Annotated in this window: 27 protein-coding genes and 1 pseudogene; 16 read left to right on the top strand and 12 right to left on the bottom strand. The window is 57.7% G+C overall.

Features of this window, described 5'->3' with window-relative positions; genetic code table 11:
- Nucleotides 1-127: 127 nt before the first annotated feature.
- The 10 genes from AZF01_RS09210 to AZF01_RS09165 all read left to right on the top strand — a co-directional run bounded on the left by AZF01_RS09210 (nt 128) and on the right by AZF01_RS09165 (nt 10,595).
- On the top strand, nt 128-1,267 hold the full coding sequence (locus AZF01_RS09210; protein ID WP_024709428.1) for a hypothetical protein: 1,140 nt from the start codon (nt 128-130) through the stop codon (nt 1,265-1,267).
- A 31-nt stretch (nt 1,268-1,298) separates the two neighbouring features.
- Nucleotides 1,299-2,624, top strand: a complete 1,326-nt coding sequence (locus AZF01_RS09205) for an oligosaccharide flippase family protein (RefSeq protein ID WP_024709427.1) — start codon at nt 1,299-1,301, stop codon at nt 2,622-2,624.
- A gap of 45 nt (nt 2,625-2,669) precedes the next feature.
- Nucleotides 2,670-3,710, top strand: coding sequence for a sulfotransferase (locus AZF01_RS09200; RefSeq protein WP_024709426.1), 1,041 nt, complete (start codon nt 2,670-2,672; stop codon nt 3,708-3,710).
- Between the two features lie 43 nt (nt 3,711-3,753).
- Complete coding sequence (rfbC, locus tag AZF01_RS09195) at nt 3,754-4,326, top strand: dTDP-4-dehydrorhamnose 3,5-epimerase (protein ID WP_371260696.1); 573 nt, start codon at nt 3,754-3,756, stop codon at nt 4,324-4,326.
- A 13-nt stretch (nt 4,327-4,339) separates the two neighbouring features.
- The gene (rfbB, locus tag AZF01_RS09190; protein WP_024709424.1) at nt 4,340-5,395 is read left to right on the top strand and encodes a dTDP-glucose 4,6-dehydratase; all 1,056 of its coding nucleotides are present in this window, start codon (nt 4,340-4,342) and stop codon (nt 5,393-5,395) included.
- Nucleotides 5,396-5,398: 3 nt separating this feature from the next.
- The gene (gene rfbD / locus AZF01_RS09185) at nt 5,399-6,283 is read left to right on the top strand and encodes a dTDP-4-dehydrorhamnose reductase (RefSeq protein ID WP_024709423.1); all 885 of its coding nucleotides are present in this window, start codon (nt 5,399-5,401) and stop codon (nt 6,281-6,283) included.
- 9 nt (nt 6,284-6,292) lie between these two features.
- Nucleotides 6,293-7,162, top strand: a complete 870-nt coding sequence (gene rfbA, locus AZF01_RS09180) for a glucose-1-phosphate thymidylyltransferase RfbA (protein WP_024709422.1) — start codon at nt 6,293-6,295, stop codon at nt 7,160-7,162.
- Nucleotides 7,162-8,280, top strand: coding sequence for a DUF1972 domain-containing protein (locus AZF01_RS09175; RefSeq protein ID WP_024709421.1), 1,119 nt, complete (start codon nt 7,162-7,164; stop codon nt 8,278-8,280). Before rfbA ends, AZF01_RS09175 begins: the two co-directional genes overlap by 1 nt.
- 108 nt (nt 8,281-8,388) lie before the next feature.
- Nucleotides 8,389-9,303: an NAD-dependent epimerase/dehydratase family protein gene (locus AZF01_RS09170; RefSeq protein WP_024709420.1), complete on the top strand. Its 915-nt coding sequence runs from the start codon at nt 8,389-8,391 to the stop codon at nt 9,301-9,303.
- Nucleotides 9,304-9,365: 62 nt separating this feature from the next.
- Nucleotides 9,366-10,595, top strand: a complete 1,230-nt coding sequence (locus tag AZF01_RS09165; RefSeq protein WP_051424135.1) for a glycosyltransferase — start codon at nt 9,366-9,368, stop codon at nt 10,593-10,595.
- Nucleotides 10,596-10,624: 29 nt separating this feature from the next.
- Here AZF01_RS09165 and AZF01_RS09160 read toward each other — a convergent pair whose 3' ends face one another.
- Nucleotides 10,625-11,533: a LysR substrate-binding domain-containing protein gene (locus tag AZF01_RS09160; protein WP_024709418.1), complete on the bottom strand. Its 909-nt coding sequence runs from the start codon at nt 11,531-11,533 to the stop codon at nt 10,625-10,627.
- A 104-nt stretch (nt 11,534-11,637) separates the two neighbouring features.
- Here AZF01_RS09160 and AZF01_RS09155 point away from each other — a divergent pair, with 104 nt between their 5' ends.
- From AZF01_RS09155 to AZF01_RS09140, 4 genes are all read left to right on the top strand, one after another.
- Entirely contained in the window at nt 11,638-12,612 is a 975-nt protein-coding gene (locus AZF01_RS09155) for a tripartite tricarboxylate transporter substrate binding protein (RefSeq protein ID WP_036237962.1), read from the top strand.
- 86 nt (nt 12,613-12,698) lie between these two features.
- Nucleotides 12,699-14,177, top strand: a complete 1,479-nt coding sequence (locus tag AZF01_RS09150) for a sulfatase-like hydrolase/transferase (RefSeq protein ID WP_024709416.1) — start codon at nt 12,699-12,701, stop codon at nt 14,175-14,177.
- Nucleotides 14,177-14,665, top strand: coding sequence for a tripartite tricarboxylate transporter TctB family protein (locus AZF01_RS09145; protein WP_024709415.1), 489 nt, complete (start codon nt 14,177-14,179; stop codon nt 14,663-14,665). Before AZF01_RS09150 ends, AZF01_RS09145 begins: the two co-directional genes overlap by 1 nt.
- The gene (locus tag AZF01_RS09140) at nt 14,662-16,176 is read left to right on the top strand and encodes a tripartite tricarboxylate transporter permease (RefSeq protein WP_024709414.1); all 1,515 of its coding nucleotides are present in this window, start codon (nt 14,662-14,664) and stop codon (nt 16,174-16,176) included. Before AZF01_RS09145 ends, AZF01_RS09140 begins: the two co-directional genes overlap by 4 nt.
- 142 nt (nt 16,177-16,318) lie before the next feature.
- On the opposite strand, the pseudogene AZF01_RS23495 reads toward AZF01_RS09140, so the two are convergent.
- The 11 genes and pseudogenes from AZF01_RS23495 to AZF01_RS09095 form a co-directional block, all read right to left on the bottom strand.
- Nucleotides 16,319-16,519: pseudogene (locus AZF01_RS23495) on the bottom strand (integrase core domain-containing protein); the annotation flags it as partial.
- A gap of 397 nt (nt 16,520-16,916) precedes the next feature.
- Nucleotides 16,917-18,083 (bottom strand): nucleotide sugar dehydrogenase, encoded by a 1,167-nt coding sequence (locus AZF01_RS09135; protein ID WP_024709413.1) that lies wholly within the window; start codon nt 18,081-18,083, stop codon nt 16,917-16,919.
- Between the two features lie 219 nt (nt 18,084-18,302).
- Nucleotides 18,303-18,944: a transcription termination/antitermination protein NusG gene (locus tag AZF01_RS09130; protein WP_024709412.1), complete on the bottom strand. Its 642-nt coding sequence runs from the start codon at nt 18,942-18,944 to the stop codon at nt 18,303-18,305.
- Nucleotides 18,941-19,690: a hypothetical protein gene (locus AZF01_RS09125; RefSeq protein ID WP_024709411.1), complete on the bottom strand. Its 750-nt coding sequence runs from the start codon at nt 19,688-19,690 to the stop codon at nt 18,941-18,943. Before AZF01_RS09125 ends, AZF01_RS09130 begins: the two co-directional genes overlap by 4 nt.
- A complete protein-coding gene (locus AZF01_RS09120) occupies nt 19,680-20,123 on the bottom strand; it encodes a hypothetical protein (RefSeq protein ID WP_024709410.1) in 444 nt (147 codons plus the stop codon). The genes AZF01_RS09125 and AZF01_RS09120 overlap by 11 nt, the downstream gene beginning before the upstream one ends.
- Nucleotides 20,107-21,204, bottom strand: coding sequence for a hypothetical protein (locus AZF01_RS09115; RefSeq protein WP_061449664.1), 1,098 nt, complete (start codon nt 21,202-21,204; stop codon nt 20,107-20,109). The genes AZF01_RS09120 and AZF01_RS09115 overlap by 17 nt, the downstream gene beginning before the upstream one ends.
- Nucleotides 21,204-22,007, bottom strand: coding sequence for a hypothetical protein (locus AZF01_RS09110; RefSeq protein ID WP_024709928.1), 804 nt, complete (start codon nt 22,005-22,007; stop codon nt 21,204-21,206). Before AZF01_RS09110 ends, AZF01_RS09115 begins: the two co-directional genes overlap by 1 nt.
- Complete coding sequence (locus AZF01_RS09105) at nt 22,004-22,774, bottom strand: hypothetical protein (protein ID WP_051424172.1); 771 nt, start codon at nt 22,772-22,774, stop codon at nt 22,004-22,006. Before AZF01_RS09105 ends, AZF01_RS09110 begins: the two co-directional genes overlap by 4 nt.
- Before the next feature lie 5 nt (nt 22,775-22,779).
- The gene (locus tag AZF01_RS09100; RefSeq protein WP_036238309.1) at nt 22,780-23,337 is read right to left on the bottom strand and encodes a GcrA family cell cycle regulator; all 558 of its coding nucleotides are present in this window, start codon (nt 23,335-23,337) and stop codon (nt 22,780-22,782) included.
- 72 nt (nt 23,338-23,409) lie between these two features.
- A complete protein-coding gene (locus AZF01_RS23940) occupies nt 23,410-23,631 on the bottom strand; it encodes a hypothetical protein (RefSeq protein ID WP_024709925.1) in 222 nt (73 codons plus the stop codon).
- A complete protein-coding gene (locus AZF01_RS09095; RefSeq protein WP_024709924.1) occupies nt 23,628-24,131 on the bottom strand; it encodes a hypothetical protein in 504 nt (167 codons plus the stop codon). The genes AZF01_RS23940 and AZF01_RS09095 overlap by 4 nt, the downstream gene beginning before the upstream one ends.
- Before the next feature lie 693 nt (nt 24,132-24,824).
- On the opposite strand from AZF01_RS09095, the gene AZF01_RS23490 reads away from it, so the two are divergent.
- Together AZF01_RS23490 and AZF01_RS23935 are read left to right on the top strand one after the other, a co-directional pair.
- Nucleotides 24,825-25,439: a S24 family peptidase gene (locus AZF01_RS23490; protein WP_197489640.1), complete on the top strand. Its 615-nt coding sequence runs from the start codon at nt 24,825-24,827 to the stop codon at nt 25,437-25,439.
- Between the two features lie 210 nt (nt 25,440-25,649).
- Nucleotides 25,650-25,880 (top strand): hypothetical protein, encoded by a 231-nt coding sequence (locus AZF01_RS23935; protein WP_152534640.1) that lies wholly within the window; start codon nt 25,650-25,652, stop codon nt 25,878-25,880.
- Nucleotides 25,881-25,905 lie beyond the last annotated feature (25 nt).

Here is a 25,905-nt window from a genome sequence, read left to right as displayed (position 1 = left end):
GCGTCTAGTTCTGAAATGATGCATGCTTCATGTGCGAGCTCTTTCTTTTTGTATTATACGCTCTGTTATGGCTGAATGTAAAACCTAGGCAGAGAATTGGAAAAGTGAACTTGAAATTGGCTTCGACATGACCAGCAAATCCCTCCGAGCTACGTCGGGAAATTTTCAGGCATTTCTCATTGGATTTTCTATTTTTCTTTGGGTGATAAACATCAATGAAATAGCCCAAATTGTATCTTTAATTCAAGTGGCCGCTTTTTTTCAAAATTCTAGAATATCTGTGAATAAATACACGCTTCTTTCAATCATTTTGCTATGCATTATAGTAATTGGAAATCTATATATAGGAAACTATCCCGACCTAATAGCACGTGGCTTTATAAAGGCTCTAATTCTAGTCCTATTTGCATCGACTCTCTCGCGCTTTCTCAGGAAAGCAAATCGCCAAGAACTTGACATAATTAGGTATTCTCTGTGGCTTTCACTTTTTGCCTCTCTCATATATACCGGCTACGATTTATGGTACTTACCGCAGTTCATGACTTTTCTCTTTGTTTTTCTCATCGAAGAACTCAATAGAATAAAATACAGGCGCTCAATTCTTCATATTTTTTCTATAGTAATACTTTTTACGTCGCTAAAAAAGCAGATAATTGCGATCGTAATTTTGTTAAAAATAATCATGCGACCTAGCAGAGGTCTATTCTTTGCTTTGGCGGGTTTGATTTTGATTTCCATCGCACCTTTTGTTTGGCGTACTGTTGCGCCGAGTTCGGCAGAATTTCTCGAACGCAGAGCATCTTCTTTCTTGTCTGAGCGGTTTCTGAAGCCTAACCCTTATGGCAACATGCGGCTTTATTTGGTGGTAGAATACGCTCCTACCGTACTGACTAAGAATTGGCTATTCGGCTATGGCCTGGAAAGGTACGGCTCCTACTCGGCGCTTGGGAGCGGGCGAGATATCGAGCGGTCTGTACTCGGCATGGACGATTTTATCTCAAGGGACTTTAATTCGACGTCTCGTTTTGGGTCCGTTAGTGCGGATGTAGGCCTTTTGACAATCTGGATGCAGATGGGGGTGTCGGGTTTACTGCTTTACGCCTTTCTTGTCCGAAGTGTCTGTCGAAATACTTTGGGATTTCTAAAGACTGTTCTGATTTCTTTACCTTTCATGGCCGGTGGAGCCGCAATCTCTTCGGTAGGGTTTATCTTCCTCATTTCAACAATTTCAGCATTTCTGGATTTGAAAGTAGGCAAACGCGCCTAGTGTTTCGTACGCCAGCCATTTAAGTGGATTCATGATGATAAAGGCAAAAAGTGTGGGCATGAGGCACTTTCGCGAAGTAGCTATTGGAGCGGCGTCGGCCTTTCTTCTGCGTGGTGCAGGTGCAGGCCTCGCTTTCCTTTTAAACGTCGTAATCGCACGGCTGTTGGGCGCGCACGGGGCTGGTCTGTATTTTATGTCGTTGTCCACCGTCATCATATTGTCGGTGGTCGCGCGCATGGGCGTTGATGTCTCCTCGCTTCGCCACATCTCCCGCGCCATGGTCAACCAACGATGGTCTGAGATCGTAGGCTACCAGCGCTGGAGCATGTGGCTGGTCGCGACCAGCAGCTCAGTTCTTGCAATAGCGGTTGCTGTTGCTGCCCCCCTGATCGCTGTTCACGTTTTCGGAGAGCCCGAGCTCGCCGTGCCGCTTGCTATCATGAGCCTCGCTACCGTCAGTTTCTCACTGCTGACACTGATATCGGAGAACCTCAAGGCCGCCAAGCGATTGAAGCCGGCCATGCTTGTCTCGTCCGTGCTTTATCCCTTCGCGGCTTTGATTCTGATCTGGCCGATGACCAGGCAGTTTGGTGTTTCAGGAGCGAATATTACCTACGTTGTTTCGACTGCGCTTGTCGCGGCCTTTGGTATCGTTACCTGGAACAGAACTCCGGAATTCTCCGGCGTCACGCCGTTGCGTCCCGACTTCAGGCAACTCTTCAAGACAGCGATGCCGATCTGGGCGCTTACTTTCGTGCAGCAGGCGATCATTCCTTGGGCGCCTCTGCAGATTCTCGGCATGCTAGGAACTCCTTCGGACGTCGGCGTATTTGGTGCGGCAACCCGTGTTTCAATGCTCATCTTGTTCTTTCTTGTCGCCATGGATTCCGCAATCATTCCCAAATTTGCTGAATTCATAGAGCGCGACGACATGGAATCACTCCAAAGAGTGGGGCAGAATGCAACCACAATGACAGCGTTTCTGGCGGTTCCGGTCATGCTCACTTTTATTCTCGGCGGCGGAGCCATCATGTCAGTTTTTGGTCCCGAGTTTGCGCGCGGTGGTACGGCACTGGCAATCCTTGCAGTGGGTCAGGCTGTCAATCTTGTCACAGGTAGTGTCGGCTACTTGCTCATTATCAAGGGCCACGAGGGTGTGGTAAGAAATTGCGCCATCATCGGCGGATGCGTCACCGTCGGCCTCTCGTTCGCACTTATCCCGTCACTCGGAATTGCAGGAGCTGCCACAGCGTCCGCGCTTTCGATTGCGGTATCGAACATCTGCCTTACAATCCAGCTCTGGAGAAAGATGAGGATCGTAATCCTGCCGAACCTCAGATCGTTCAAACACCGGTAGAATGACCTAACTTCCTATACTGCATTTTTTTCAGGGGGCATTTCGATGATAGCACAGATCGACTCCAACATGGTGCGGAAAAGACCAGGCTCACTTTTTGGCCGGCTATGCGCCTATTTCCTTTTCGAAGGCCGTCCGATCACCACGAAAGGGCAATGGATCAATCCTCTCGTGTTTTCAATGTACAGGCTGGCTCAACATGTGCCGACACCCCGCAAGGTCGATGCCCCGGTCTTCATCGTTGGGACAGGCCGCTCGGGCACCACGCTACTTGGAAAGCTGTTCGCCCTGCACAAGGATGTTCAGTTCTTGAACGAGCCGAAGGCGTTGTGGCATTTCGCTCATGGCGAAGAGGACATAATTGGAAGCTACGCCGATCGTGCCGGGAAAGTTCGGCTCGATATCCCTTCTGATCTCGAAACCCTGGCGCGGAAGATTAGCAATGTCTACGGGTGGGCAGCCTTTTTCGCCGGCGCAATCCAAGTTGCCGACAAGTACCCCGAACTGATCTATCGGACTGATTTTGTTCAAGCTCTATTTCCCGGCGCCAAAATGGTCGCCATTGTGCGCGACGGCGTGGACACATGCAATTCGGTGACCCTCTGGTCCAAGCGTAAGGGAACTGAGACCGAAGGGGGCCGTATTGATGACTGGTGGGGGCGCGACGGACGCAAATGGCGTTGTCTGGTTGACGAACTGATCCCTGAAAATTCGGATCTGGCACCGTTGCAGCAGATGTTGTTCGACGACCCGCGTCACGAGGACCGGTCTGCGGTCGAGTGGATCCTTTCCATGCGGGAGGTTCAGAAACAGGTCAGGGCCCACCCAGACAGCATTATTTCCATAAAATACGAGGATCTGTGCGCTGACCCTGAGACACTGCTGGGCAGGATATTCGGCTTTTGTGGACTCGATACTGATCGGTCTGTGGTCGACTACGCGAAGGTTTCGCTCGAAAAGGCCGTACAGCCGAAACCGCTTGCTCTTCACCCAGAGCTGATCGCCCCGTTCTGCACTACGCTGCGCGAGCTTGGTTACGAAGATAGTGTATCACGCGTCGTTGAATTTGATGAAAAGAACGGCTAGGTTGATCCTACATTGTTTGATTTTCTTTTATTTGCTTTGCTGGATTATTTTAATGGAATTTGTATCGCTCGCAATTCCCGACGTCGTCCTGCTCACGCCGAAGCGGTTTTCCGATGATCGTGGCTATTTCTCCGAGACTTTCCGGGAGAACTGGTTTCGCAACAATGTTGCCGATGTGGGTTTCGTGCAAGAGAACCAGTCTTTGTCCGTCACGCGGGGCACGCTGAGGGGAATTCATTTTCAGGCTCCCGGCTGCCCGCAGGGCAAGCTTGTGCGTTGTCTTTCTGGCGCGCTTCTGGATGTCGCTGTGGATCTGAGGCGCGGTTCGCCGACCTATGGCAAATGGGTTTCAGCGAAGCTCACGGCAGAAAATGGGTGCCAGCTCTGGATACCAGTCGGCTTCGGCCATGCCTTCTGCACATTGTTGCCCGAGACGATCGTCGCTTACAAGGTTACCGACTATTACAGTCCAGCCGATGATCGCGGCCTGGCCTATGATGATCCGGATCTCGGTATCGACTGGCCTTTTTCCGCTGACAGCCTGGTCTTGTCTGAAAAGGACAGGAAGCATCCGACATTGCGGGAATTGCCGGACTATTTTCTATATTCAGCCTAGAGGGATATTTTAGATGCGTGTTTTTGTGACCGGGGGAGCCGGTTTTATCGGGTCCGCGCTTGTCCGTCATCTGGTCAAGGACGTCGGAGCCGAGGTACTCAATATCGACAAGCTCACCTATGCGGGCAATCTGCAATCGCTGAAAGTGATCGAGAATGCCCCGAACTACCAGTTTCTGAAGGGGGATATCTGCGACCAGGCGGCGATGGCGGAGGCGATCGAGGGGTTTCAGCCCGACCGGATCATGCATCTTGCCGCCGAAAGCCATGTCGACCGTTCGATTACTGGGGCTGACGCCTTTATTCAGACGAACGTCGTGGGCACCTTTTCCCTGCTCCAGGCGGCACGGCAATACTGGGACAAGCTCGAGGGCGAGGCGAAGGACAATTTCCGGTTTCTCCATGTCTCGACTGACGAAGTCTACGGCACCCTGGGCGATGACGGGCTGTTCGAGGAGACAACGCCCTACGATCCCTCCTCACCCTATTCCGCCTCCAAAGCGTCAAGCGACCACCTCGCGCTCGCCTGGCAAAGGACCTTCGGGCTGCCGGTCGTCGTTTCAAACTGCTCCAATAATTATGGACCCTATCATTTCCCGGAAAAGCTCATTCCGTTGGTGATACTCAACGCGCTCGAGAGCAAGCCGCTGCCGATCTACGGCAAGGGGGAGAATATCCGCGACTGGCTCTTCGTCGAGGATCATGCGCGCGCCCTCCACCTCATCGCATCGCAAGGGCGGGTCGGCGAGAAATACAATGTCGGCGGACGCAACGAGCGCCGCAATATCGACGTTGTCACCCGCATATGCGAAATTCTCGACCGGTACCATCCCAAGGGCGCGCCCCACGATCAGCTGATCACCTACGTGACCGACCGTCCCGGTCACGACGCCCGCTACGCCATAGACGCCACCAAGTTAGAAACCGAGCTCGGCTGGAAAGCGCAGGAGAACTTCGACACCGGTATTGACAAAACGGTCGTCTGGTACCTGGAAAACGAATGGTGGTGGAGACCGCTGCGCGATGGCGTCTACGCCGGAAGCCGCCTCGGCATTCTCAACAAGGGGTGAGACATGAGGATCGCTGTTTCTGGAAAAAACGGCCAGATTGCCCGATCAATGCGGGAGGCTGCCGGACCTGACTGCGAGGTCGTTCTGGTGGGCCGTCCGGAATTCGACCTCGGACAGCAAGAAAGCATCGAGCCGGCGTTTATTGCGGCTCGACCGGATGTAATTGTCTCGGCCGCGGCCTATACAGCGGTCGACGATGCCGAGGGCGAGCCGGATCGCGCTTTCGCACTGAACGGCGAAGGCGCGGGGGAAGTCGCGCGGGTCGCCGATATGTTGAACATTCCTGTGCTGCATATCTCGACCGACTATGTTTTCGACGGATCGAAGGACGCGCCTTACCAGGAGGATGACGCCACCAACCCCCTCTCCGTTTACGGGGCGAGCAAGCTTCGCGGCGAGGAACTGGTGAGGCAAAATGCGCCCAACAGTGTGATCCTGCGCACCGCCTGGGTCTATTCGCCGTTCGGCACGAATTTCGTTGCTACCATGCTGCGCCTTGCAGAGACACGCTCCGCGCTCAGCGTGGTTGCCGATCAGAAAGGCTGCCCGACCTCCGCGCTCGATATTGCCCAGGCCGTTCTGATAATCGCGGCGCGGCTCAACGCCGATGATGACCCGCGTCTTCGCGGCATTTTCAACCTGACCGGAAGCGGAGAGGCGGTCTGGGCCGATTTCGCTGAGTTGATTTTCGACGAATACAACCTGCGCACGGGAAAGGCCGTGAGAGTGAACCGCATTTCGACCACGGAGTATCCGACCCGCGCGACGCGGCCGGCGAATTCGCGCCTAACTGGCGACAAGCTAAAACATGTTTACGGGATCTCACTTCCCGACTGGCGGGTTTCCGCCCGGGCGGTCGTCGGCCGCCTGCTAGATCAGACAATTTAGGAGATTATCATGAAGGGCATTATTCTTGCCGGTGGCAGTGGTACCCGGCTTCATCCGATGACGATCGCAACATCCAAACAGATGATGCCGATCTATGACAAGCCAATGATCTATTACCCGATCGCGGTGCAGATGCTGGCCGGCATCCGGGATATCCTGATCATCACCACGCCGCACGACAGCGCCCTGTTCCAAAAGCTCCTCGGTGACGGTTCGCAGTGGGGGCTCAATTTCGAGTATTGCGTGCAGCCCAGCCCCGACGGGCTCGCCCAAGCTTTCATCCTCGGCGCGGATTTTGTCGGCAACGACAACGTGAGCCTCATTCTCGGCGACAATATCTTCTACGGTCACGGGCTGCCTGACCTGCTGGAAAGCGCCGCATCCCGAGAGGTCGGCGCATCCGTCTTCGCCTACCATGTCAGCGACCCCGAACGGTACGGCATCGTCGAATTCGACAAATCCTCAAAAGCCGTTTCGCTCGAGGAAAAGCCGACCAAGCCGAAGTCGAATTGGGCGGTAACGGGCCTTTATTTTTACGACAACGATGTCATCGATATCGCAGCCGATCTGAAGCCCAGTCCGCGCGGCGAGCTGGAAATCACCGACGTCAACACGGCCTATCTGGAAAAGGGCAAGCTGAATGTCGAACTGATGGGGCGCGGTTTTGCCTGGCTCGATACGGGCACGCCCGACAGCATGACCGAAGCCAGCGAGTTCATCAAGGTTCTGGAAAAGCGGCAGGGTTTCAAGGTGGCCTGCCCCGAGGAAGTCGCCTATCGCAAAGGCTTCATCGATCGGAACCAGCTTGCTGCCCTGGGGGCAAAGCTGGGCAAGAGCGCCTATGGAAAGTACCTCCTCCAGATTGCTGACACGGAATAATGAGCGTGACGGAAAAGCGTCTGAACATTCTTGGTATTAGAGGCTTACCAGCCGCCCACGGTGGCTTCGAGACCTTTGCCCACCATTTTTCCCTCTGGCTGAAGGATCAAGGCTGGGAGGTCTTTGTCTATTGCCAGCATGATTCAAACGATGAGACGGCGCCGCCGGATGGCACGATCGATGAGTGGCAGGGCATTCACCTTATCAACCTGACAAGTTCCGGCTCCGGGCCCGCCTCGACTATCAAGTTCGATCTCAAGGCAACCCGGCACGTGCTTCGTCAGCCTGGGATCGATCTCGTGCTCGGCTACAACACAGCGGTATTCGCCATCCTCCAGCGTCTCAAAGGGCGCAAGGTAATCATGAATATGGATGGCATCGAGTGGAAGCGTGACAAATGGGGGCCGGCCGCCAAAGCCTGGTTCTATGTCAACGAGCTTGTCGGCAGCCATGTCTGCACGCTTCCGGTGGCGGATCACCCCGAGATTGCCAAACATCTCGAGCGCCATGGCACGAAAGGCGTGCGCGTCATACCCTATGGCTCTGCCGCAATTACCGACGCGCCAGCCACACAGCTGGAACCCTATGGGCTGGAACCCGGTCGCTATATGATCTCGATCGCCAGGATTGAGCCGGAGAACTCTATTCTGGAGATCGTCGAGACGTTCTCAGAAGAACCGCGCGAGACAAAGCTGGTCGTACTCGGGAACTTCCGCGATGACAATGAATATCACCGGCGCGTGAGGCAGGCCGCCTCACCCGACGTGGTTTTCCCGGGCGCCATTTATGACACCGAGACGGTTTCCGCTCTGCGTTATCACTGCAGGGCGTATCTCCACGGACACCAGGTCGGCGGTACGAATCCCTCTCTCGTTGAAGCTCTCGGCGCAGGCAATGCTATCATCGCCCACGACAACCGGTTCAATCGTTGGGTAACGCGCGACGGACAGTTTTATTTCAGTACGAAACAGCAATTGAAGAAAATTATCGCAGATATAATCGCGAGCGACCAGTTGGTGACCGAAGCACAGGCGAGAGCACGGATAGCCCATTCGGAGAGCTTTACGTTCGAAACGATCCATCGGTCTTATCTCGCGGCGCTCGAATCCGTTTTTTGACGCCTAACTTTTACTGCCGGTAAACATCAAACGATAGATCGGCGCGCTTCTAGGTATGTGTCTCGGGGTACCCGAACATGATACCTGCATATTTGCAGGGAGAAGAAAATGAACATAGTCATCATCGGTGGAAGCGGCTTCGTCGGTCGTCATTTTGTAGAAGCAGTGCTGGCCGGCGGGCACGCCGTAACCGTGGTCGGCCGATCGGCTCTTGCGCAGCATTCTGATGATGACCGTGTCACCTATCTGAGCGGCGGTCTGTGGGCCCTTGCAAAAAGCAAGGCGACGCTCGAGAATGCCGACGCGATATGCCATTTTGCCTCTTCCACCATCCCGTCCTCCTCCAATGCCGACCCGATCGCCGACATCGAGTCCAATCTGATTGGAACGGTGGCTCTGCTCGAGGCAATGCGGGAGGCGGGCAACAAGCGGATAATCTATCTGTCATCAGGCGGTGCTGTCTACGGCTCGCCCCGCCAGACCCCAATACATGAAGATCATCCGACAAATCCGATAAGTTCCTATGGGATCGTCAAATTGGCTGTAGAGAAATACCTGGCGATGTACAGCCATGCTCACGGTTTTAGCACGGCCGTCGTTCGGCCGGCCAACCCCTATGGGCCGGGACAGGGCAAAATCGGGCAACTCGGTGCCGTCACCACTTTCCTCAATCTTGCACTGACCGGCGGAACCGCCAAGATTTGGGGGGACGGATCTGCGGTTCGCGATTTCGTTCACGTCTTGGATCTTTGCGATCTTCTCCTCAGAATTGTCGAAACCGGAGCCGAAGGCATCTATAATTGTGGCGATGGCGAAGGGACCTCGCTGAACGAGCTGATCGACACGATCGAGACGATCACGGGCCAGGCCCTCCGCCGCGAACACCTCCCGGCCCGAAGCTTCGACCCGCCGAAAATCATTCTCGATATTTCCAAGGCACGCAGCGAAATCGGATGGGAACCGAAGACGAGCCTCCACGAAGGCGTCGAGCATATGGTCGAGGAGTTGAAACGCGGGCCGTAGCCGTTGGTCTGCCCAAACCAGAAAAGCCGCTTGGTTATCCATAGGAAACATCGGACGAAGTCATGAGAGTATTGCTAGCACACAAGCTTTATGAGATTACCGGCGGGGCTGAGGTTTTCTTTCACGAAACTGAACGGGTTCTCCGCGAAAACGGACACGAGACATTGATGGTTGCGACCGGAGGCGCCGGCACTGACCACGCGGACAACGTGATACTGTTCGAGGCGCCTGCCTATAGTGAGGGTGGATTTCTGTCCAAGCTCGCCAACTTACCGGCATCGATCTATGATCAGAAAAAGAAGCGTCGTTTTGCCGAGATCCTCCGCGAGTTCCAACCGGATGTCGTCCACGTTTTCGCGATAAACGTCCATCTCAGCCCCTCAATCATCGTCGCGGCCAAGGAGGCAGGAGTTCCTGTAATTGCCACCTTTAACGACTACAAGCACATCTGTCCGAACTACAAGCTCTTTGCAAACGGTGAAATCTGCTTCGCATGCAAGGGAAAAACATTCTACCAGGCCGCCCTGAAGAATTGCTGCAAGGGAAGTCGCAGCCTCTCCGTCGCGAGTTCGCTTGAGGCCTATGTGCACAATTGGCTGGGTATCTACGACCGGATCGACCATTTCACCTTTTCCAGCGATTTCATGGCTCACAAAACCCTGGAATTCTGGCCGGAAAAGAAAGTCTCCTGGTCAAAGGTTCGAAATCCGTTCGATTCCCGCAAGTTCGACGCCTCGGGGCCCTATGAACCCTTTGGCGTTTATTTTGGCCGGATTATCGACGAAAAGGGCGTTAACCTCATCGTTGACGCTGCTGGCGTTATCGGCGATTTTCCCATCAAGATCATCGGTGACGGACCGGACTTGGCGAAGCTTCAGAAACAGGCCGAAGAAATGGGGCTTACAAATCTCGAATTCCTCGGGCCGAAGTGGAAAAGCGAGCTTGACGAGATCATCTCGCGGGCATCCTTTGTCATCGTGCCATCGCTCTGGCACGAGAACTTTCCCTATGTTATCAATCAGTCCTTCGCGTTTGGAAGACCGGTCATAGGCTCCCGACGGGGCGGCATAACGGAACTGGTCGAGCACGGCGTGCGGGGGCTGGTCTTCGACCCGGAAAACCCCGACGAGCTCGCCGAACGTATCCTCCAATTGGCCAGCAACCCTGATGAAGTTGTCCGCATGGGCACGGCTGCCAAGGCCTATTCCGATCAGTGCTTCAACGACGATGTCTTTCTCCAGGAAGTGATGTTTGCGTACGATAGTGTCATTTCTGCAGCAGATTCTTTCTGAATGATCATCAACGAATAGTCCTTTTGCTTTCAGCGCAATCCACTAGGGACTAATGGAGACCCACCACCAGAAAGCTGGCTGAGGAAGTGGCGAACGGTCGGATTTTGATCCCTGGCCCGCCAGGCCGCCACAAGCTCGGCCTGCGGTGCGTCTTTTTCCGCAAGAGGCCGGTAAACGACACCGACGGTACCGAGCTTCGAGGCAGAATCCGGCAACAGCGCATAACCGATGCCACTGCTGACCAGACCAAGGATCGCAGGCAATTGGTTGACCTCCTGCCCGACCCGGATGCCGAAACCAGCCTGCGCGAAGACGGGCGCAAACTGGGTTCGCAGATAGGTCGCCTTCGCTCCTGCGGCGATAATCATCTGCTCTCTGGCAAGTTGTGCGATCGTGACACTGTCGAAAGCGGCGAGAGGATGCGCTTCCGGCAGTACGACCAGATAGGGTTCGCGATGGACCAGAACAGTCTCAATCGCATGATCTGTCGACAGCGGCCGTGAAAGAGCCACATCGATACGCCCTGTGTGCAGGCGATGATAGAGTTCGGACGAGATCATCTCGCTTAGTCGCAAGTCGACCTCCGGAGCTGCGTACCGGAACGTCGAAACAAGGCCGGGCAAAACATTGAGGCTGGCGTTTTCGACGAAACCGAGATGCAGGCTGCCGATCTGCCCCCGTGCTGCCTTGCGCGCGGTACGCACACCATTGTCGATCTCCGACAGAGCCGTTCTGGTGCGTTCCAGAAAGGCATGGCCGGCCTCCGTCAGCGAGACCCGGCGCTGAGACCGTTTGAAAAGCGTGACGCCGACTTCGCCTTCGAGGCGTTGCAGCTTCTGGGAAAGAGCCGGTTGCGTGATCCCGAGCCGCTGCGCCGCACTGTGAAAGTGCAGTTCTTCCGCAAGAACCACGATTGCCTGCAACTGACCGATTTCCATTCGCGCGCTCCAATTGATAATGAATGCTTATTTGTTCATAAGGCAGATAATATTGATATTGGTCAATGTGCTGGCGGGAGACCAGCAAAACCGGAGGAGAAATCATGAATATTTCCGTACTCGCGAAATCCGCCGCCATCCTGGCAGCCACTGTTGCCATCACCGGTTCGGCCCATGCCCAGAGCAACTGGCCGGAAAAGCCGGTCCATATCGTCGTGCCCTATTCGGCTGGCGGCAACAATGACCGTATCGCGCGCACCCTCAGCGAACCGATGTCGAAATCGCTCGGCGTACCGGTCGTCGTGGAAAACCGCGCCGGCGCCGGGGGAACCGTAGCCACCGGCGAAGTGGCGAACGAGGATCCAGACGGCTACACCGTCGTGATGTGCGAGATCGGCACCATGGCGATCAATCCGCATGTCTATTCGAACCTGACTTATGATCCCGTTGCCGATTTCGATCCAGTGATCCAGATCACCTCCGTGCCGCTCGTTCTCGGCGTTGGCGACAAGCTCGGCGTTTCGACCATGGACGAATTTCTGGAAACGGCCCGCAATGCGGACCCGGAAATCGACTTCGCCTCGTCCGGCGTCGGTTCAGCACAGCACCTTGCCTTCGAGCAGTTGAAGAAACAGGCAGGCTTCGAAGCGCTGCAAATCCCCTACAACGGCGCCGCCCCTGCCCGCACGGCATTGATTTCCGGCGAAGTGGGCGCTTTCCTCGACGGCACGCTCATACCGTCGATTCAGGATGGCGAAGTAACCGCGCTCGCCGTCACGGGATCGAACCGGCTTGAAGCGCTGCCCGATGTTCCGACCTTCGAAGAGGCGGGCGTCGACGGTGTCGATTTCACCTCATGGCACGGCTTCTGCGTTCCGGCAGGCACAGACCCGGAGATCGTGGGCGCCCTTAACAAGGCAACCAATGACGCGATTGCCGAGAATGATGTCAAGAGCCGCTTTGCCGCGCTCAATATCGGCCTCGTCGGTGGGACACCGGCGGAATTCACTGCCTTCATCGAAGAGCAGTACGAAGCGCTTGGCCAGCTCGTTGAAGAAACCGGCGCCAGCCAGCAGTAATCCTCCCGGCCGCGGCGCGCCCGACGGAAAGCCTTACCTTTCCGTCGGGCGCTGTTTCCCGCAAGAATTAAAGAAAGGCCAACACGGTGCAGCCCAACATCCTGTTCCTGACCGTCGACCAGTGGCCCGGCCACCTGCTGGGGCATGCCGGAAACCGGACCATCGAAACGCCGACCATCGACCGGCTGGCCGAGGTCGGCACCCGTTTTACAAACACCTATGCCCAGACCCCGATCTGCATCCCCTCGCGCCGTTCGCTGATGACCGGAATGACCTCGCGCGGGCACGGCGACCGGAATTTCCAGCCGGACCTGCGCATGCCGGAAGGCGCGCCGACGCTGGCCGGTTGTTTCAGTAGGGCCGGCTACCAGACCACAGCAATCGGCAAGCTGCATGTCTATCCCCCGCGCGACCGGATCGGTTTTGATGATGCAATCCTTGCCGAGGAAGGCCGGGGCCATCTCGGCGGTCCTGACGACTACGAGATGTACCTCGCCGATTGCGGCCATGCCGGCGAACAGTTCATGCATGGCATGAGCAACAATGAATATTCGTGGCGCACCTGGCACCTGCCGGAAGACACTCACGTCACGAACTGGACAACCCGCACGGCGGCGCGCGCCTTCAAGCGCCGCGACCCGACCCGCCCGTCATTCTGGCATGTATCCTACACACATCCCCACCCGCCGATCGTGCCGCTTGAAAGCTACTTCGATCGCTATGCGCGCCGCCCGATGCCCGAACCGGTGAGCGGCTCATGGTCTGAGGACCCCGACGGGCTGCCCTTCGTTCTCAAGGCGGTGCGACGCTATTACGCCAGCCTGCCGCCCGAGCAGCTAGCCGACATGCGTCGCGCCTTTTATGCGCTCTGCACCCATATCGATCATCAGCTGCGCATTCTGATGGGCACTCTGCGGGAGGAAAAGCTGCTCGACGACACCATCATCGTCTTCACCTCCGATCACGGCGACATGCTGGGCGATCACGGGTTTTACGGAAAGCGACTGATGTACGAGGCTTCAGCACGGGTGCCGCTGATCATCGTCGACCGGACAGGTGAGCACCGCGTCGGAACGCCCGGCGGTTCGGATAACCGGCTGGTGGCTCTGCACGATCTGATGCCGACCATGCTGGACCTTGCCGGCATCAATATCCCCGAAAGCTGCGAAGGTGAAAGCCTCGCCGCCGCGTCAGGGCGCTCGCACCTTTATGGCGAGTCCCATCTCGGCACCCGCGCCTCGCGCATGGTGCGCGACAAGCGTCACAAGCTGATCTGGTATCCCGCCGGAAACCGGATCCAGCTCTTTGACCTTCGGGACGACCCGGATGAATGCTGCGACCTTTCGGCCGATTCCGGTTCGCGTGATGTCATTTCGCGGCTGACGGCGGTTCTGGTTTCGGAACTTTATGGCGAGGACCTCGATTATGTGCGTGATGGCGCGCTTGTCGGTTTGCCCGAGCCGGATCTTGAAACGATCGACAATCGCGGACTTTCGGGGCAGCGCGGCGTCCACTATCCACCCGTTCCTCCGGCCAATCCAGGCGAAAAAGTCGGAGCTTTCTGATGTCGTCTTTGCAAACGGAAAGGGCGCCAATCGACAAATCCTCGCTTGTTGCCGGCGGCGTGATGATCGCCATCGGGGTCTTCGTGCTGATCGACGTCAGCGGCATGCGGCTCGGCACGCCAAGCCGCATGGGTCCGGGCTTCTATCCGATGCTGATCGGCATCGCCTGCATCATTCTCGGCCTGATGATCGCCATCCTCGAGGCCCGGGCGCATCTGGAGCCGGACGAAACGATGACGGATCGCGGCCCCGCGGTGTGGCGCAGCCGGCTGTTCGTGCCGCTTTCGATGCTGGTGTTCGCGCTGCTGTTACGGCCGGCCGGCCTTGCGCCGGCCTGTATCGGGCTCGTGTGTGTGGCCTGTCTTGCCGCGCCGCATTTCTCGTTCCCGCGCATGATCGGCCTTGCCGTGGTCACACCCGTTCTCGCTTGGGTGATCTTCGTGCTCACCCTCGGTCTTCCGTTCGACATGATCAGGGGTGTCCTGTGAGCGATCTTCTCTCCAATCTCGCACTCGGCGCCGATGTCGCGTTCACATGGTCGGCGCTTCTCTACTGCTTCCTCGGCGTTGTGCTCGGTATGATCGTCGGCGTTCTGCCTGGCATCGGCCCCTTGCCGGCAATCGCCATGCTTCTGCCGGTGACCTTCTACATCGATCCGACCGAGGCTATTATCATGCTGGCCGGCATCTATTACGGTGGCCAGTACGGTGCCTCCACGGCATCGATCCTACTCAATCTTCCCGGGACGCCGCCTGCTGCGGTTACCTGTCTCGACGGCTATCCGATGGCCAAGCAGGGGCGCGCGGGCGTCGCCCTGTTCATCACCGCGATCGCCTCTCTGGTGGGATCGATGTTCGGCATCATCCTTGTCGGCACCCTGGCACCAGTGCTCGCCCATTTTGCCCTGGAATTCGGCGCGGCGGAGTATTTCTCGCTCATCCTGTTCGCGCTGATCGGCACGGCTGCGATCGGCGGCGACAGTTTCCCCCGGTCAATTTCCATGGTGGCGCTCGGGCTTCTGCTTGGCATTGTCGGCCAGGACATTACCTCTGGCCAGTTCCGCTTCACCTTCGGCATACCGGGCATTGCCGACGGACTGTCCCTGGTTGCCGTCGCCATGGGCATATTCGGCGTTTCCGAGGTCATGGCTTCGGCCCACAAGGAACGCGACACCCACTCCGAGAACTTCACCTTCCGCTCCATGCTGCCGACGCGTGAAGATGTGCGTCGCTCATGGCCGGCCATGGGCCGCGGTTCTATCTTCGGTGCGATCTGTGGCGTTCTGCCGGGCGCCGGCGCCTCGATGGCGGTGTTCATCGCCTATGCGTTTGAAAAGCGCATTTCCAAAACCCCCGAAATCTTCGGCAAGGGCGCGATCGAGGGCGTGACGGCGCCGGAAGCGGCCAACAATGCCACCGCCCAGACGGCCTTCATCCCGACCCTCACTCTCGGCGTTCCGGGCGATGCAGTTATGGCCGTGATGCTGGGCGCTTTGATGATCCACGGGATCAATCCGGGCCCAAGCCTGATTACCGAACAGCCGACCATGTTCTGGGGCCTTGTTGTCAGCTTTCTGATCGGCAACTTCATTCTGGTCATCCTCAACATTCCGCTCGTCGGCATCTGGGTGCGACTGCTCAAGATCCCCTACTCGGTACTTTTCCCGGTTATCCTGGCGCTCATCTGCATCGGTGTCTATTCGATCAACTACGCGATCTTCGACATCTTTCTGGTGATCGCCTTCGGCCTTGTCGGCTATGGCATGAAGATGCTGCATTTTCCGCCGGCGCCGCTGCTGCTCGGCTTTATCCTGAGCCCGATGCTGGAAGAGAATTTCAGACGCGCCATGCTTCTGTCGCGCGGCGACTGGATGACCTTCCTCAACCAGCCGATCAGCGCCGTCTTCGTGATCGCCTCGGCCCTGTTGCTTCTCTTGCCTGTCTATGGCTGGTGGAGCGTCCGCAGGAAAAGGGGAAAAACCGCAACAATGTCGTCGTGACGGACTCGATTGCGCGGATATTCTGCCCAGGAATTGGCAGCCATCTGAACTCCGATGCGCTGCATGACCGCGGCCTACCCCGGATGCTTACTTCGGCTCCGAAAGTGCAGGCCGAGTGACCTGCACCCCGTGCGACCCTCGTTCAATTCGAGAGTCTGCGGGTTCGTGATTGGTAGTTTGGTTGGTCTGCGTGGGCAACGGCCTGTGTGGCGCCCGCATCAAGTTCCTCCATCTCTCTCCGCACTTCGTTCGGCGTTTTGTTTCCCAACGATGGGTGCGGCCTGACGTTGTTGTAGTCATATCGCCACAGGGCCAGTTTTCCGCGCGCTTCCGCGTCAAACACGACTTTACCCCACCCCTAAACTTTAGCCTTGACTTTAGGCTTCGAATTTAGCCTCAGACTGGGCAGACCGCGCGGTGCCAAATACCCGCAGGACAAGGGGCCACAGGAAGGACCCAATGTTCGTTTCGGGGGCAGGTCAGAGGGACAATGCGGGGGGCAGGTCAGGATCAGTGTGCAAAAAACTTGACAAACGAACATCAGAGGACCCAGATGCACGTTCCCCCAACCGCCCCTGCAGTCAAAGCAGGTCATAATTGGCCGAAGGGCGCCTGAGTGGTCTGAAGTAATTTTCGCTGAAAAAGCCAGCTTCTGCACGTGCGCACGCCGAATTCCACGCCGCCGAAGTCATTGATGAACCGACCGCATTGAAGCCGCGTGAAAACCTCACGGTGCCAAATCAATCGGCCCCAAACAGATCTCGTGTGAAAACTCGATCGGCAACATCACGGATTTCATCGGTTATCCGATTGGCAACGATCACATCCGACTCTTGCTTGAATTGGTCAAGATTTACAAAGACCGGTGAACGAAAGAACTCCGGCTCATTGAGCACGGGCTCATAGACTACGACACGGATGCCCTTCGCCTTGATCCGCTTCATGATGCCTTGCACTGACGAGTCGCGAAAATTGTCCGAGCCCGCCTTCATCACAAGCCTGTAGATGCCGACCGTGCTGGGTCTTCGTGCTATAATCCGCTCGGCTATAAAATCCTTTCGCGTAGTGTTCGCGTCTACAATGGCCCGGATCAGATTCTGAGGAACTTCAGAGTAATTTGCCAGCAACTGCTTCGTGTCTTTTGGCAGGCAATAGCCGCCATAGCCGAATGAGGGGTTGTTGTAGTGATTGCCAATTCTTGGATCGAGCCCGATTCCATCGATGATCTGCCGCGAATCCATGCCATGCGCCATAGCGTAGCTGTCGAGCTCGTTAAAATACGCAACGCGCATGGCGAGATATGTGTTCGCGAATAACTTGATTGCTTCGGCTTCAGAAGGATTCGTAAGCAATACAGGCGTATTCTTCTCAACCGAACCTTCCAAGAGAAGATCGGCGAATACTCTTGCTCGATCAGATTGCTCACCAACAATAATGCGGGAAGGATGCAGGTTGTCGTACAGCGCACGCCCCTCCCGCAGAAATTCCGGCGAGAAAATGACCTGATCTGTCTGCATCTCCTGTCGAACACGCTCAATGAATCCGACAGGTACCGTGGATTTTACCACGATCGTTGCAGCATGGTTCACCGCCTTGACGGCTTCGATGACGGACTCGACCGAAGATGTATCGAAGTAATTCGTTTCCAGATTATAGTTCGTCGGCGTTGCAACAATGATGAAATCAGCGTCCTTAAAAGCTTCGGCAGCCTCGGTCGTTGCTGTCAAATCGAGCGTCCTATTCGCTAGGAAATCTTCGATCTCGGGATCGACTATCGGGCTGAGCCTAGCATTCACTTTTGCGACCCGATCTTTGTTGAGGTCAACCGCTATTACCCTATGGTTCTGCGCGAGCAAGACAGCGTTGGACAAGCCGACATATCCAATTCCCGCTACGGCAATTCTCATTTTTAGATTCCTACTAGTTTCATTTTCGCAGTGTCGATTTCTTGGGCGCTATCTCTTAAATCATAATTATGACAGCTAGCCCCTTACATGGTTCTTTCTCATCACCGCCGTTTGGGCTTCATTTCGATGAGGGTGTCCTCATTTTGAGGATTGTCGCCGGCGGAAGAGTTCGCACTCTCACCGGCGAAAGTGGGCGTCACTGACTTTCTCTTTTCCAGATCACACCTTGGCGATCACGGCAAGCGGTACGACCATCGGCGTCAGCCGGCCGAACAGATCAACCTCGACCACGACATCCCCCTTGCCCTTGCTGTTGGCGGTGACCACCGTGCCGATCTGTCCCTCGAAGATCCCCTCACCGATCATCACCCGGTCGCCGGCAGCGACTTCGACATCGCAGCGGCGCTCATAGTCGAAGTCGCCATTGTCAGCCTTGCGCATGATCTGAGCCACCTTGGCGTCTGAGACAGGGTAAGGCGTCTCCCAGCCCCCGAGAATGGCGATGACATGGTCAAGCCTCAGCAGGCCTCGAAGCGCCCGTGCCGTGCTGACAAAGCGGACAAGCACATAGCCGGTCATCAGCACTTCGTCCCTCACTGGCAGCATCCGCCCGCGCCTGCGCCTCTGCTTGCCCTTGCGCATCGGCACAAGCGCCTCGGCACCAATGTCCTTCAGCACCGTCTCAACCTGTTGCTCATGGCCCGGATGAACCGCGGCCACATACCATGTCGCCTGGTCATGGGCTTCCGTCAGGGCATGCTGCTCATCGAGCCGCATGCGCCTGAGGGCTGCATCCCGTTCCAGACGCCGAAGGCTGTCCTTGCCGAGTTCGGCCTCAAGGCTCGTCATATCCCGTGTCATTGTGCTGCTGCCCCGCTTGTCCGTCCGATCCGTTCCAGCCTGTCGAAGAAGGCAGCAAGTGCTGCCTTCGGTCCGTCCTCATCTGGGATGGGCGGGAAGTAGACCCATTCCACCCGTCCCGTATCGGGAAGCCATGGATAGCCATGGGCATGATGTTCGGCCTCCCATGCCCGCCAGAGATTGCTATTGACCCTCACCTGCTCGAAGTCTGCAGAAAGCAGCACCGTTTGCGGAGAGACCCGGACACCGCGTCCGGGATAGCGGACGGCCTGTTCATGCATGGCATTGACGGCAGGCCAGCCCATCTTCTGCATGCGCTCGCGCCAGAGTGCCTTGCGGTCTGCCCTGCCACCGGCAATCTCGCTTTCCTGGAAGCGGGTCAGCGGTGGAAGCCGGGCGCAAGGGTCTGCAAGCCGGATGAAGCGTTCGGCCATCCATGCCTTGCCGAAGGTCGCGGCTATGGAAGGGCCTGTTACTGCCTCCATCCCCTCCGGCACCTCCTGCCAGCGCCGTTCCTTCAGATAGGTGCTGGCGGCAAACTTGACCGTCTGTCCCTTCATCGCCGAGAAGCTGAGATAGGCCGGCAGCAGGGAGGCAGCGGCTTCACGGTCTGAATGTTGAAGTGCCTGCCATTCGGCAAAGGCGCGTTCATCACTGTCATCGCCGAAGGTCGGCCATTGCCGGTAGAATTTGAGGAAGGCCTTTCTGACAGTCTTCCGGCTTGACGTATCGCTCTCAGCGCTCATCGGCTTCCTCCTTCACCGTGCGTGCCGCTGCAGCATTGGCCAGCATCGCCCTGACGGCGGCTGCCTTCTTCCGGCGCCGTTCGCGTTCCTCCTCGCTCATCTGTCTGGTGAGACGTCGGCGTTCCTCCACGGCCTTCTGCCGTTCCCGCTCCAGCACCAGCATCTCCCGGTCATGACGGGCGGCCTCGTCGATCATGGCGGAAAGCTCTGCCGGTTTGGGCAGGAAGGAGCGATAGCGCTCATAGCGTCCAAGCCTGAGGTTCTCGAACACACGGCGCATGGCGGCAATCGGCTTGCCGCACAGCACTTCGGCATAGAGCTCCGGCGCCATATCCGGGTCGATGCTGTCTGGCACCACGAAGCCGCGTTCGATCAGCTTGGTCAGCATCAGGTCTGACTGGTAGCTTGCAGCCGGTTCAAGCGCTGCCTTCAACCGTCCAGTCTGATCTGTCGATGTCGATGATGTCTGCAGTTGCGTTGCCATTGTCCTGCCTCATGCGCTTGTGGAGGGCTTCGCTGACCCGCCTGTTGTGGTCCCGGATCTGTTCGGAGCGTGATTGCCTGCCGGAGGGGGATGGCGGCGCTCTGGCTGGTGCTGCTGCCGGCCTGTCGGTCCAGCGGTCCTGATTGAGCCATGTCGAGAGATTGCACCACGGCCTGTCATCGCGTTTGGCGACGTAGCGCCTCAGTCCGTCCATGATCGTGTCGAAATCGGCGCGCTGGCGGGCAGAGGCCCAGGCCTTTGCCGCTGTCTTGCGGGCGACCTTCTGCGGGTAGAGCGGCCAGACATGGGTGTCGAACTCGGCTGTCAGGCCGGTGATGTCACCGCCATGACGGCGGGAGCGGCGTTTGCGGTCTGTGCCTGCCGAGACTGAGGATGATCCGGTTTGTTGGTTGGCATCGGTTGCCTCGTCTGCATCGGATGCTTCGCAGGCTCCTACCCTCCCTGCCTCGTCCGGTCTGGCGCTGAGATCGGTCTCGGGTCCTGCCTCGAACAGCCCCGCTTCTGCCGGTTCGGGGGGAACTTTCTTTTGGGCCCCTTTAGGGGCCTTTTCTTTAAGGGGGGAATTTTTCTCTTGGGGGGTGTGGGGGGTGTTCTCTTTTTGCCCGTCACCGTAACGCGTTACGTCACCCGTAACGCAGCGTAACGCCGCGTTATGGTCAAAAGCCTCTCCACCAGTCGCCTTGTCGCCGCTATCGCCTGCAATTCCGGGGCCTGTGGCTCCATCGTCTGTTTCTGCCGCACCGTAACGCAAAGCGTAACGCGTTACGCCTGCGTTATGCCCTGCATCGCACCCTGCCCCATCAGCTGCCGCACGCCGTGCCCGATAGCGCGCCTGCCGGATGGCAGCCTGCGAGCGACCGTCATGGCCTTCTGCAGACACACCAGCATCATCGCCGGCCTGCACGAACACAGGTTCGCGCTCGGCCAGCGCCTGAGCTGTGCGGCCGATCAGATCGGCATCGACCCCGGCACGCACCATATCGGCAATGAGTGCGGCAACCTCAGACATCAGCCGAGTTCCCGTTCGACCCGCTTGCCGAGACGGTTGATCTCGTCGGCCTTCTTCGAGATGTCCATCGCCATCTTCAAAAGCCGCTCATGCTCTTCGCAATGGTTCTTGCGGGCGGCCATGAAGCCGGCATGAAGACGCTCGAACGCTTCCTTCTCTTCCCCATAGCGATCAAGCAGCGGATTGCTGCCCTCAGGCCCGAAGAAGGCCTCTCGCACCTCGCTCACCCATGCCCGGGGGACATTGAGGTCGCGGGCCACCGTCGTATCCGTCCATGAGCCGCCATAGGCATTGTCGCCATAGACGTCATCCAGCTTCTCCATGATGATCCGGCGATCATCCCGGCCCATCTGCGGCGGGAGGTCTGCCTGGAGAGTCTGTGCCTCGGATACCGTTGGCGAGGCGGTGATCGCTGTCGTCTTTGCCGCGACCTTTGCCGTTGCCGCCTTTGCCGTTGTAGCCCTCGCCGTTGTCTTGCGCGGTCCTGCCGCCATCGTGCCGGCTCCTTTCGTCGTCTGTTTCCTGTCTGAAGAAGATCTGCGGCTGCAGGCCGGGCAGCGGTCCTCGGCCGGTGTCGCGCCGACCAGCCAGCCATGGGCGCCAAAGGCCGCAATGGCCGCCTCCGGCTCCCCCTGCCTCAGCGCTGCCGTGGCCGGCACATATCCCGCCGCCTCGCAGCAGCCGCAGACAATGCGCAGCGCCGATACCCGGCCGTTGCCACTGGCAATGCCGGTGCGCTCGAAGTGGCGGATATGTTGGGTCTCGGCTTGCGCTGGTCCTTTTTGTGCTGACAGGCGGCTCATGCGGAGACCTCCTGCATGGCTTTGCCGGCATGACCGCCCCATTGCTCTGCCATAGCATCGGCAAGGCCCGGATATGTTCTCGAGCGCAGACGCCAGCGGTTCGTTCCGGGTGGCGCGCGGTGCACGATCGACCAGCGCCTGTGATCATCCGTTCCCGGTTTCGGCGGAGTCAGCCTGTTTGTCGGCATCAGCTTCGGCAGGCCGCGCAGATAGAGCGAGGTTGCCTTGAAGGCCCTGTCGCCGAACCACCAGGGCTGGACCGTCTGGGCCGGTGGCGCATAACCGGCAATACGAGCTTTGGCATGCCGGTGCATCACCGGGTTCTCGACGGCAACCCGTTCGATCCTCGCATTCCAGCAGGCCGCAAACAGATCGGCCCCTTCATCCAGGAGCCGCCACATGATGGCGCGGCGCTCTTCCGTCGAAAGAACCGGCCATGCCTGCCGTTCTTCTGCCGTTGCCTCGTTTGGCGGATTGGTCGGCGGTCCGGAAAGCCAGCGCACCCCGCTGTTGCAAAGCCGCGTACAGGGCGGATGCATGACCGCCAGAAGGTCCCAGCCGTCATCAAGGATATCCCGGATGTCGCAAACGATATGCCGGTTGCTGCCGTCTTCGGCCGGAAGAAGGTCGCAGGACCAGACATCATGACCGCGTGCGGCAAAGGCACGGCGCACCACGCCGGATGTCTCGCAGCCGATCAGGATCCGCATCGGATGATCTGCCTCGATCACGGCCGTCGTTGCACTGGTGCTGTCAGTCCTAGCCATCCCGCTCATACCGCCCTCCCCGGTGTCCGGTACATCAGCTTCAGATGCTGCGGGCAGTAGGCAGAGCCCTCTGCCACAGGTCTGCCGCAACACGGTGCATCGGGACCAAGCGCATCTTCGCCAGCGGTAATGATCAGGTGGCACTGGAATTCGCCGCAGTCGATGAAGGGAACCGTCTTGGATCCGGCAAGCTGCATGTGTCGGGTGTCATAGGCACGGATGGCTGCACGCCGGCGTTCCTCGATCCGGCGCGCGGCTGCCTGCTCCTCTTCCTCTGCCGTCAGGTATGCAGGCTGCTGATGCATTGGCGCTTTGCCCCGCCCTCGCCCTGCTTTCCCGCTCTTTGCTTTCTTCGCTGCCTTTGCCGTCTCGCTCACCGGTTTCTTCGGCGGCCCCGGCTTGCGGGGAACCGCCCCCTTGGGAAAGCGTTCGGGATTGCGCGAGACAAGACCGGCAATCACACCACGCGAGACATCAAAGGCGGCAGCAATCACCGCAAGCGTCTCGCCACCGCGATACATCTTCGCCATCCGATCAAGCGCTTCAGGGTTCCAGCGTGTCATCCAGCCTCTCCGTTCCGTTCGGGATGCCCGCCCGTCTGCCAAAACAAGCGGCGGGACACCCGAGCGGAACGATCAGCTGAACCTTGGCTTTCGCCGCCAGTCGACCGCCGCCTCGACAGCCTCCATGCACAGCGCATCCATCTCGTCTTCGCTCAGTTGTTCGGGATCGATGGTCTGGAGGATCCGGATGGTCTGAGAATCACGGACTGGCTGCCAGGCATCCGGCCGCGGTCTGATCTCGCCTGACATCAACCGGTGTGAGGGTGCTTCGGCAAAGGGAAAGGCGCCCTTCATCGTGCTGCCCTCCCCTTGAGAACATCCAGACCGCCGCCGGCAATCGCATCGATCAGGCAGCGCTTCAGCCGGTCATGGCTGACTTCCTTGTCGGCAAGCTTCTCCAGGCAAAGCCGGGCTTCCGTTGGCGTCACATGGCCATCCGACAGCGCCTCCAGAATGGTGCCGGTCAGATCGCTTTCACTCGCCTGATCACCGGCAAGGCACTGGATCAGCGACAGCGCGCGTTCACGCCGCTCTCCCGAACCGGAAAGCCTGCGTCCGGTCACAGACGCCATTGCCGCTGTCACCAGAGGCGCATCGGTATCCTCTTCCAATATGCGCACCACGGGGATCGGCATGATGTCGGTCTCGCGCTTGCCGTTCCAGCGGCCGACGGCACTGGTTGAACGGCTGGTGATCAGGGCCACGCGCTCAATCCCGCCGGCCCGGCGGATCAGGTCACGCTGGGCACAGCGGATGGCGAGGATGAACGGATCGATTGCAGGTTCTTCGGCCATGTCTCTCCCTTTCGAAGACACAAAAAGACAGTCGCGCCGGGAAAGGCCCGGCGTCGTTTCCCATGGCGGGACGATGGATCGCGGTTTAGGGTCGGATCAGTCGAACAGAGCCGCTAGGGCGGGCGCAGTCGGGAAAGACAGGATGAAAGAAGGGCCGCAGCCTGCGACCGCACATCACCGCAGCGCCGGAGCAGGCTCCCACAAGCCCTGCCCCGGCGCACCCGGCACAAGCCAGCCCGAAGACCGGCCGCGCGTCGCGCGCGGCAAAGGCCCGCGGGAGGTGTGCCTCGGCGCGCGCGGAATGGGATGAGAGGGAGAAGGAAAAGCCGTGCCTGACGCAAGGACATTGGCACGGCATGACCGGAACAAAGCCGGCAAGGTGTCCGCGCGGAACTTTGGGCACACGCGGATTGGGGGGATGGGGAGGAAGGCTCCAGGGTCATGGGAGAGCCACCTATTTCGAAAAAACAAAACCCTTTCGGCTTGCTGCCTAATGATCGAAGGCCAGAATTGCTGCTCCGCAAATCCGTGGCGATATCAACATCGGTGTGATCGATCGAAATGACTCGCACCCAATCTCGTAGTCTCCGGGTCTGATTTGCATTAAGAGCACTTTCCATAACGCATTGTATGCATAACGCATCTACACCAGTCAAGTCGAAACGCATCTATAGATTATGCAAAATGCACATCATGGATCCAGACCTGCGACCCGATGCGGCCATTCGACTAGAAACGGCCCGTAAAAAACGAGGCTTTCGCTCCGCCAAAGCAGCGGTGGACTATTTTGGCTGGTCGTACCCAACCTATAAGCAGCACGAACAAGGCATCAGGGGTATCGGTCGAGCAGCAGCAAAATATGCAAAAGCATTTCGCGTAAGCGAAGGGTGGCTCTTAACCGGCGAAGGTGATGGGCCCGGTCCGACGGTTCCAATTGTTTCATTTACCCAAGCAGGAAAACTTAGCCCTCCAAACGGCTACGTCGAATCCGATGAGTTTGTGACAATTCCCGCTGGTGGCCTGCCGCACGGTGACTGGATTGCTCTACGTGTGCAGGGAGACTCCATGGACCTCTTCTCCCCTCCGGGCTCACTGATCTTTGTAAACCGAAGCGAGCGTGAAGCCGTTGACGGTGCCTTTTATGTTGTCACCACGGACGACGGGGAAGCTACATACAAGCGATACCGCAAAGATCCTGAGCGTCTTGAACCGGAATCCACAAATCGGGACCATAAGGCTATCTATCCGCGTTCTCCGCTTACAATCATCGGCCGCGTTCGGCGAACGCTATACGACTTCCCCGGCTAGCCAGACCCGCAGAACGCCTCTTCAGAGGTATGTAACTTTGTCATTGTCAGGCCCTCGCTTTACCGCGCATCCTCCATAAGAGCGTTATCAATTATCAAAAAATATGCAATAAGCATATTTTATTTGACAGCATATATATGCGTGTTGCATCCTTCCGTTATCGGACCCGTTGGCGTGTGCTTCACCGCTCAGCGAAGGGAAGGAACAATTATGAAGCCGCTCACCATTTGCAAGACTGTTACAAATGCTCCCTGCAATAGAGGATGGTTGATTGACAAATCTTCATCTTCAAACGCCAACCTACCCTATCCTTTGAATTCCGAAGTCAAAACTCTCCAAGCGGCAGGCCAGCGTGCGGCATCATGGCTCGGCTTTGTCGTCGGCCTCTGCTGCGGCATGAGCATCACCGCCGTTCTGGCGATCTCCATCCTTGGCAACTGAACACGACTGCCAGCATAGCGAATGG

Source organism: Martelella sp. AD-3 (assembly GCF_001578105.1).
Classification (GTDB): domain Bacteria; phylum Pseudomonadota; class Alphaproteobacteria; order Rhizobiales; family Rhizobiaceae; genus Martelella.
The sequence above is the reverse complement of the archived record's forward strand: the minus strand, read 5'-3'. Positions and strand labels throughout refer to the sequence as shown.